We start from the raw sequence: 9,143 nt of genomic DNA on the forward strand, positions 1-9,143 counted from the left end.
AGTCATGATAATAGGGCCTTCTGATTAGAAGGCCCTATTATCAATGATTTTTATCCTCGTGACGACACTATCTAGTGGAGATGAACAGCAACAATATGCGCTGGAAGAAGTTCTTTTATCGCCAGCGTTGTGTGCATTCTGAGGGGAACTCATCTGCCGCTCACCCAGCTGTGACGCATGCTGTGAACGACAGGCCTGTTTCGATGTTCATTAACTTTCCGGCCTTACCCTTGTGTAAGGCCTTATTTCTTTCCCTTTCGCAAATTGTTAAATATCCCGCTTCTGCCCTATATTTTTAACAATCATAAGCAAAGAATTTGCTGCATAGACGGGTTCATTTACCTGCGCCGTTAATGTACCTTGTATTATGGAGAGTTATGTAAGGCGTGCGGATTGGTGAGGTAATGAATGTTTTCTTTTGTGGCCAGACAGGCGATTTTTGATAACAAATTAAATACTGTCGGGTATGAACTGCTTTTCAGGGACAGCATGACAAACCGCTTCCCTGATGTTTCATCGGAACAGGCAACCACACAACTGATCGAAGAGCAGTTTTTTGGCGCGCCGATTGGCCGAAAGAATGAGAACAACTCCGTTTACGTTAACTTTCCGCATCAATTACTGGTCGACGGTCTTGCCGAAACCCTGCCCAAAAATCGTGTTGTCATTGAGATCCTCGAAACCTCTAACCCCGATAAGATTCTGCTCGAAACTGTAAAACGGATGCAGAACCAGGGTTTTCGCATCGCGCTGGATGATTTTTCACTCAGCACCGAATGGGATGTGTTTATTCCCTATATTAATATTATTAAATTCGATATTCAGAAAAATACCCGGGAAGAAATTGCTGCTTATATAGACAGTAGACGCGAAATGTTACGTCACGTGGTATTTCTGGCCGAAAAAGTGGAAACCTATGAGGAGTTCGAAGCCTATAAAAAAATGGCGTTCCACCTCTTTCAGGGCTATTTTTTCAGCAAACCCGTTGTGCAAAAAAGAAACAAACTGATGCACAACCGCGCCTTTGCCTTAAAACTTATGCAGGAAGTTAACGTCGAATCGCCAAATTTGAATCGTATTGAAGACCTGCTCAAACGCGATGTGTCATTGTCCTTCAAAATTATGCGTTATGCGCAGAATATCCTGTATAACACGAGGGGAATTACGGGTTTCCGCAATCAATCCCTGAAAGATATTGTGGTTTACCTGGGCATTAATGAACTGCGCCGCTTTGTTCTGGTGGCCTGCTTAACGTCATTCGAAACCGTCAAAACCACCGAAATCTATTACCTGAGTCTGATCCGCGCCAAATTCTGCGAACTGGCGGCGGCCCGCACCCCTTCACACCAGTTATCCAACGAAGCATTTATGGTTGGCCTGTTCTCGTTACTGGACGTTATCCTCGAAATGCCGCTGGAGGATCTGATGGCGCAAATCGCAGTGTCGCAGGATGTGATCACCGCGCTGCAGCATCAGAATGGCGTGCTTTATCAATATGTATGCCTCGCTATGCTCTACGAACAGCGCCTGTGGGAAGATGCCAGCAATATGGCGCAGAACATGGGGCTGCCTGAAGCCGCGGTGACGGAGATGATGAATAAAGCCACCAAATGGGCCGATGAGTTGCCGGTAGGTTTTGCTAAGTAATTTGTCAGGACAAAGTTAATAGCTGAAACCATTCCGCCAGAGGATATTTCCCTTCCTGACTATTTCACATTGAAATATTATTTCAGTTTTATATTGAGCATTTCATTTTCATTCTATTTACATTTTTAACGTTCTCACTGTTTATACCAGAGGGCGTTTTTTAGTCAAAATAAACTAAAAATATGTGATTGGGATCAATTAAAAATAATCAACATTTCTCCGTTTATTACCGATAACCCTATTACCTTTCATTAAATAAAATGGCCACCATGAAAAGACTTTCTCAGGCATCAGTATTAGCAAAATTGCTGACAGGTTTCTCCATTCTTATTGCGATGATGTTAATACTTGGTATCGTCTCCATTTACCAGTTAAACGTCAGTAAAACCCATATTGATAAATTCCGTGAAAATCGCATGCCGGGCATTCGATATACCTTGGAAATGCGCGGGGTATTATCAGAAATGCGCTTACAGCAAATTCAGTATATTGGCTCCGTCACGCCTGCTGAGCGCGAACAACATCGTGGTGAACTGCTACAAAACCAGGCGACATTCTTAAATGCACAGCGTCAGTTCGCTAAAATATCCGCCGATGCGCCGGAAGATACCCGTGCGCTGTTTAATACAGTTGTCGATAATTTCCGTAATTTCGTCGACGTTAACGCCAAAGTCATCGAAGCCGTCAGCGCAGGTAAACTGGAAGACGCGTCTAAAATGAGCGGCGCGGTGTCGTCAAAATACCGCACCCAGTTGATGAAAGATCTCGCCACGCTGGTGGACAAAGAGGTCGCCACGGGTGAAGAAGCCGGCGTTATCGCTCAGTCTGGTTACGACAAAGCGCTGTACACCTTCTGCGGGCTGCTGTTGCTGGCGCTGATTGCCACCGGGTTCATCGCCCTGTTTATCTCCCGTAGTCTTTCCCGTCAGTTGGGTGGTGAACCGTCCTACGCCGTGGCGATCATGAATGAAATTGCCGCGGGTAACCTGAAAGCCGATGTCAAACTGAAAGACAACGACACCCAAAGCCTGCTGGCAACCATCAAATTTATGAATGGCAAACTGGCCGATATCATTGATGGCATTATTCACGGCAGTGAGTCGATCTCCCTTGCCGCCAGCGAAATTTCGCAGGGCAACAACGATCTGTCGCAACGCACAGAGGAACAGGCCGCATCGCTGGTACAGACCTCGTCCAACATGCAGCAGATTACGGAAAACGTAAAAAGTAACGCCGACAATGCCCGCCGTGCCAGCGAACTGGCGCGTGAAACCTCACAGACCGCCGTCAAAGGCGGCAAAGAGGTGGACGATATGCTCAAGCGGATGCATGAGATTTCCGACAGCTCGCAGAAGATTGTCGATATCATTTCCGTGATCGAGGGCATCGCCTTCCAGACCAATATTCTGGCACTCAATGCCGCCGTAGAAGCAGCCCGTGCCGGTGAACAAGGCAAAGGTTTCGCCGTGGTTGCCGGTGAAGTGCGCACGCTGGCGCAGAAAAGCTCCAACGCCGCTAAAGAAATTAAGCAGCTTATTGAAGGCACCGTACACAAAATTACTGACGGTTCGCGCTATGCCGATACCGCCAGCCGCGCGATGGAGCAGATCGTTACCTCGGTAAATAAAGTGACCGACATCGTCGCGGAAATTTCCGCCGCCTCGACCGAACAGCATCAGGGGATCCGTGAAATCAGCGTCGCTATCGACCAGATGGATCAGGTGACGCAGCAGAACGCCACGCTGGTAGAACAGGCCGCTGTTGCCGCCCACTCCATGTCCGAGCAAAGCGAACAGTTGCGTAACTCCGTGCGTTTCTTCCAGTTGAATATGCAAGAGACCCGCTAAAAACAGGTGACGCCGGGAAACCGGCGTCTTTTTTTGCGTTAGCGAACCACCGCCTTCGGCTCCATAAATGCCGCAATCCCCCAGCGCCCCATCTCGCGACCAATACCTGAGTGTTTAAATCCGCCAAAGGGTGCACCCGCTTCATGTGCCAACGTATTGATCTGTACCCGACCGGAAGCAATGCGTTCACCGATACGCTGTGCCCGCTGCACATCCGCGCCCAGCACCAGCGCGCTGAGGCCATAATCGGTGTCATTGGCGATCGCCACGGCGTCATCATCATCGCGATAGGTGATGACCGACAGCACCGGGCCAAAAATTTCCTCCCGGGCGATGCGCATGCTGTTGTGCACGTCGGTAAACAGCGTCGGCTTCACAAACCAGCCCTTACCGCTTTTTTCCGGCCGCCCTTCGCCCCCGGCGAGCAAACGCGCGCCCTCTTGCAGGCCAAGGCGAATATAGCCCTGTACCCGCTGCTACTTTTTTTCGCTGACCATCGGGCCAATTTCCGTTTGCGAGTCGAGCGGGTCGCCGGATTTCACTGCCGCAATCGCCCGGCGCAATGCCTCTTCGCACTCGGTTTTATGCGATTGCGGCACAAGAATGCGCGTCCCGGCAATGCAGGCCTGGCCGCTATTCATAAATCCGGCCTGAATTGCCAATGGAACCGCCGCTGCCAGATCGGCAACGTCCAGAATCAGGGTCGGTGATTTGCCACCCAGCTCCAGCGTCACGCGTTTAAAATTGTCGGCGGCATTGCGTAAAATCGCCTTACCGGTCTGGGTCGAGCCGGTAAAGAAAATTTTGGATACGCACGCTCTATCAGCAGCGCCGACAAATGGTACTTGATGCGCTGAACCAGGTCTTCCCTGATTTGTTCGATGTTCAGGTTAACGATGGCGGCATGCACATTATCGCTTTTCTGCGCCATCACGTGGGCGACGTGCAGCTGGCGCAAATCTGGCAAAAAGAACAGCTAAAGGTCAGTCCACTTTCAGAGTGGTATAACAGCCCTGAAAAACGGTACGGATTGATCATGGGATATACCAATATCCACAGTCGCGAAGAAGCGGTGGCATTACTGCAGCGGGTGGCGGATAAAACGCGGGAATGGTTTAAGGCCTGAAGGGGAGCAAGTCCCCTTTCAGGCAACTACTCAGGGCAACGTACTGACGAATGAGATATCCCATGCCGTGGCGATAAGCGAGATACTGACGACTAGCCCCATAACCACAGGAATCGTTCTATCCAGCTTTTCCATTGCTTGTCCCTCTCTTTCGTTCGTGTTGCGCCAGACTGCGGCAGCAACGGTTTTTTCCCTGGCCGAACGCGTCGGCACTGGTGTGGCACGATAAAGTATAGGAAAGATCCTCCGTCCTGGAAGACCTTTTGTTCTTTTTCCGCCGATTTTGATGTAGGTGATCCAGGCAAAATCAATAGTATGTTGTAACTAATTATACAAAAAAGAAAACCCGACACTGACCCTGAGGAATCTCCAGTAATATTACGTTTTACAGCGATAACACCGCGCCATAAGAATACAAAAGTAACAGCATGAAAGGGTCCGGCTGAAAATCGATGAGGCGTTGACGGCTGAGCGGGGGCGCCCGCAGGGAAACGGGCGGAGGGGATAGCCTACAAGGATCCAGGCTGGTCCCCGCCCCAAAAATCAGACGGCATAAGACGAGTGGACCGCGAAGCGGCGATTTTCCAGGCCGGGAGCCCGGGTTGCCAGGGTGGTGGCGATGAGCCACCCTGGCACGTAAGGCAAAGAACATAAGGTGAACGGAATGATCACCAGAGCCGCATTTTCCCCCTCACCCTGGCCTTCTCCCTCAGGGAGAGGGAACCGAGCGTGCTCGCATTTTTTGTGGGGAGTCCTCTCGACACAGGCCGGGTTCGTCTTAACGGCCGCTCATTAACACAGCGGTTTTACGGCCTGGCGCATGCCCTGCAGCAGGATAGCGTCCAGATCCAGAGAAACCTGTTCTACCAGTCCGATCACTTTGGTCAGATCCTGCTCCCAGTGGTCGCTGACGGACAGGACGGCTTTCACCAGATCGCTGGTACTGAACTGATGGTCACCGTGCTGGCTCCACAGCTGCTGATAACGCTCGATCCAGTGTGCGTCGTCCTGCACCGGATAGGCTTCACCGTTACGGTCAGCGCGGTAGAAGGCAATCAGCGCGGCCAGCGCAAAAGTCAGGCGTGCAGGCAGTTTGCCCGTGGCTTTCTGCCCTGCCAGCAGTTGCGGCAGAATACGGGTGCGGAATTTGGTCATCCCATTCAGGGCGATAGAAAGCAGCTGGTGTTTGATGTACGGGTTACGGAAACGGCCAGTTACCGCGCTGGCAAAGGATTCCAGCTCATCACGCGGCAGGTCAAGAACCGGGATGATCTCTTCGTAGATGGATTTCTCAACAAAGGCACAGATTTCGCTGTCGCTCATTGCTTCGCCAACGGTGTCCAGCCCGGCCTGGAAGGCCACCGGAACCAGCGCGGTGTGCGCACCGTTGAGGATCGCTACTTTGCGTTCTTTGTACGGTTTGATGTCGTCGACAATCAGCACGTTCAGCGGGTATTTGTCCAGACGCAGCTCAGCCGCCAGCGACTGCGGGCCCTGAATCACGAACAGGTAGAAGTGTTCAGCGGTGTCGAGGAAGTTGTCATGGTAGCCCAGCTCCGCTTCGATTTTCGCCACTTCATCACGCGGGTAGCCGGTTACGATACGGTCAACCAGCGTGGAGCAGAAGGTGTTTGCGGTGTTGAGCCATGCCACGAACGCCTCGCCCAGCGCCCAGTCCTGCGCATAACGCAGTACCAACTCACGCAGCGCGTCGCCGTTATAGTCGATCAGTTCACACGGAATGATGACCCAGCCTTTGTCAGCTGCACCGTTAAAATGGGAGAAACGTTCAAACAGCAGGCGGGTCAGTTTAGCCGGGTAGCTTACTGCCGGTGCGTCATCGAATTTATCTCCGGCGTGGTAGCTGATACCGGCTTCAGTGGTGTTGGAGAAGACGAAACGCATCTCCGGGTTATGCGCAAGTTTCAGGAACTCATCGTACTGTGCGTAAACACTGATTTCACGATTTACGGAACGGATCAGACGTGAATCGCTGACCGCTTCGCCCTGCTCATTCAGGCCACGAATGATGGTGGTATACAACCCGTCCTGGGTGCTCAGAGAAGGCGGGAAGTTGCTGTCGATCGGACGAACCAGCACCACACCTGCATTCAGGTCGGTGTGCTCATTCAATAAATCGATCTGCCAGTCGATGAAGGCACGCAGAAAGTTGCCTTCACCAAACTGAATCACACGCTCAGGGTAAGAAGCACCGGGAAAATCGCGACGGTTAACTGTGTTCACAATGGGTTCCTTTTTTGATTAGTCATACAACCTAGGAAGATTGGTGTAATAACTTACCAAACTTTTCGACCATGAACCCGTGTTTTGATCAAAGTGGGACAACATTTTCAACGGCGGTTACAAAAATTCAACGTGAATCACAAAAACTTATAAAAAACGCTCGTTGCGGTCATCGCGCCATCCGGCATCAGGGCGTAGCGCGGGATCTCCCCCACCTTCTGCCAGCCGCACTGGGTATAAAACGTTTCCGCCCCGCTGCCGCTGCTGGTATCAAGAACCAGCACCGTTTTTCCATGGTCACGGGCGACGGTTTCAAGGCTTGTCATCAATTTCCCGGCGATGCCCTGACGGCGGGCGCGGTCGTGCACCAGCAATTTGGCAACGTCTGCGCGATGGGGCTGGTTTTCAGGCTGGTCGACAATCAGCTGCACGGTGCCGCTGATTTGCCCTTCACCGTTTTCATCCACCAGCACAACGCGTTCATCGCGGGCAACGCTATCGGCTACGCCCTGCCAGAAGGTGCGGGATTTTTCACGCCCAAAAGGCAGCATAAAACTGACGGAAGCACCGCCCTGCACGCAGTTTTCCAGGACATCACAAAGCTCATCGATACGGGTGCGAATTTCATCGGCACTAAGAGGGCGAACTGAAGAGATGGTGGTCATTTTTATTCCTTAAAAACAACCACTATGCGGTTTACATTTTGCTAACACAACGTCCATTTTCAGAGGTTTTTGTTATGGCGCTAGCGTTCGCGGTGGTTTACCGATTTCATGGCATACATCTTGGAATCAGCGTCCTTGAGCCAGGGATTGACATCGCCACTGCCATTTTGGTCGAACTCACTCACCCCCCAGGAAAACGCCAGTTTCCAGGGCTTGCCGGAAGTCAAATTCTAGGCTTTGGTTTGCTCAACCAGATGCTCAAGGGCAATCCATGCCCCCTGCTCATGGGTATCGGAAAAGAGCACGGCAAATTCGTCTCCGCCATAGCGCACCAGCAGGTCGGCTTCACGGAAGCTCCCGCGCATAATTTTTGCCATCGACCGCAGGGCTTCATCGCCTTCACTGTGCCCCCAGTTATCGTTGATCTGTTTAAAACCGTCCAGATCCAGCCACGCCAGCGCTAAGGGTTCGGCGCGACGACGGGCGCTGTTAATGGCGAATTTCACCAGGCTATTAAACGCACGGCGGTTAAACAGTCCGGTAAGTTCATCGGTGGTAGCTGCGCTCATCACGGCAAACTCATTTTCCACAATCAGCGCGAAATCTTTAAGGATATCCAGCTCGGCGGGGGTAAAGTCGCGCGGGTTTCGATCGAAAAGGCAAAAAGCGCCCGCGAGTGCACCATCGGGGAGATGCAGCGGATAACCAGCGTAGAAACGCAGGCTGGATTCCCCTGTCACCAGCGGATTATCGCAAAAACGCTCGTCACGCCCCGCATCATGGACTATCAGCGGCGTTGAACTGAGGATGGTATGCCCGCAAAAAGAGAGATTGCGCGGCAGGTTCTCATGAGCAGCGCCGTCACTGGTTTTGAAATGCAGGGTATTTTCACCCACCAGCGTGACCAGCGCGATAGGAACATTGAACAGCCGTTTCGCTAGCCGGGTAAGGCGGTCGAAACGTTCGTTGGTTCCTGTATCAAGCAATCCGGAATCGCGCAGCGACGCCAGACGTTTTTCCTCATCAATAGGAATTGCAGGAGTTTTCATAAAGTGCCTATCTCGCTAATCAATACGGCAGTTTTCCGCGATTATAGGAATGACCTTACGATCAATTCGCGGTGTACAAAATAAAGCTTAGCGTATTCAGCACGTTTGTCAGTGTGAGTAGATCTGGTTTTTACCGCGGCGTTTGGCTTTATAGAGGGCGTCATCGGCAGCTTTGAGCCATTCCGTGACGTTTTGCATCCCCTGCGTCGCGCTGGCAATGCCAATACTGAGGGTGCAGCGAAAGGCGTGTTCCTGGCTCACGCTCATTACGGCGGCGGAATCCATGATGCGGTTTGCCACGGTGAGCGCCTCTTCCGGCGTGGTATCCGGCAGCAGAATCACAAACTCATCGCCGCCCAGACTTACGGGGGTATCGGTTTTACGCGTCGCAACGTTCAGGATTTTCGACACCGTCACCAGCAGAGCATCCCCCACTTTGTGGCCAAACCGGTCATTCACTTCTTTAAAGTTATCGATATCGATAAACATTAGGCTGTGTCCCTTAATCACCTGAGTTATAGTAACTGTCTTTTTCAACAACATATTGAACTATGGCTCGCTACGA

At 51.6% G+C, this 9,143-nt stretch carries 7 protein-coding genes and 2 pseudogenes; 4 read left to right on the forward strand and 5 right to left on the reverse strand.

Going from position 1 to position 9,143, the window contains the following annotated elements:
* Window positions 1-71: 71 nt before the first annotated feature.
* From ACSZPU_RS20295 to ACSZPU_RS20305, 3 genes and pseudogenes are all read left to right on the forward strand, one after another.
* Window positions 72-214 (forward strand): annotated as a pseudogene (locus ACSZPU_RS20295) (nitrogen fixation protein NifQ); the annotation flags it as partial.
* 275 nt (window positions 215-489) lie between these two features.
* Window positions 490-1,647: an EAL and HDOD domain-containing protein gene (locus ACSZPU_RS20300; RefSeq protein WP_499002533.1), complete on the forward strand. Its 1,158-nt coding sequence runs from the start codon at window positions 490-492 to the stop codon at window positions 1,645-1,647.
* A gap of 269 nt (window positions 1,648-1,916) precedes the next feature.
* Complete coding sequence (locus tag ACSZPU_RS20305; RefSeq protein ID WP_499002535.1) at window positions 1,917-3,494, forward strand: methyl-accepting chemotaxis protein; 1,578 nt, start codon at window positions 1,917-1,919, stop codon at window positions 3,492-3,494.
* Between the two features lie 38 nt (window positions 3,495-3,532).
* On the opposite strand, the pseudogene ACSZPU_RS20310 reads toward ACSZPU_RS20305, so the two are convergent.
* A pseudogene (locus ACSZPU_RS20310) lies at window positions 3,533-4,306 on the reverse strand (aldehyde dehydrogenase family protein); the annotation flags it as partial.
* Between the two features lie 26 nt (window positions 4,307-4,332).
* On the opposite strand from ACSZPU_RS20310, the gene ACSZPU_RS20315 reads away from it, so the two are divergent.
* Window positions 4,333-4,620 (forward strand): GntR family transcriptional regulator, encoded by a 288-nt coding sequence (locus ACSZPU_RS20315; protein ID WP_499002537.1) that lies wholly within the window; start codon window positions 4,333-4,335, stop codon window positions 4,618-4,620.
* A 792-nt stretch (window positions 4,621-5,412) separates the two neighbouring features.
* Here ACSZPU_RS20315 and ACSZPU_RS20320 read toward each other — a convergent pair.
* The 4 genes from ACSZPU_RS20320 to ACSZPU_RS20335 form a co-directional block, all read right to left on the reverse strand.
* Window positions 5,413-6,864 (reverse strand): tagaturonate reductase, encoded by a 1,452-nt coding sequence (locus ACSZPU_RS20320; RefSeq protein ID WP_499002539.1) that lies wholly within the window; start codon window positions 6,862-6,864, stop codon window positions 5,413-5,415.
* Window positions 6,865-7,001: 137 nt separating this feature from the next.
* A complete protein-coding gene (locus ACSZPU_RS20325; protein ID WP_499002542.1) occupies window positions 7,002-7,529 on the reverse strand; it encodes a GNAT family N-acetyltransferase in 528 nt (175 codons plus the stop codon).
* Between the two features lie 230 nt (window positions 7,530-7,759).
* Window positions 7,760-8,578: a sensor domain-containing diguanylate cyclase gene (locus ACSZPU_RS20330; RefSeq protein WP_499002544.1), complete on the reverse strand. Its 819-nt coding sequence runs from the start codon at window positions 8,576-8,578 to the stop codon at window positions 7,760-7,762.
* A gap of 108 nt (window positions 8,579-8,686) precedes the next feature.
* On the reverse strand, window positions 8,687-9,121 hold the full coding sequence (locus tag ACSZPU_RS20335) for a GGDEF domain-containing protein (protein ID WP_499002547.1): 435 nt from the start codon (window positions 9,119-9,121) through the stop codon (window positions 8,687-8,689).
* Window positions 9,122-9,143 lie beyond the last annotated feature (22 nt).

The sequence above is a fragment of the Phytobacter sp. V69 genome (assembly GCF_965644215.1).
In the GTDB taxonomy this organism is placed as follows: domain Bacteria; phylum Pseudomonadota; class Gammaproteobacteria; order Enterobacterales; family Enterobacteriaceae; genus Phytobacter.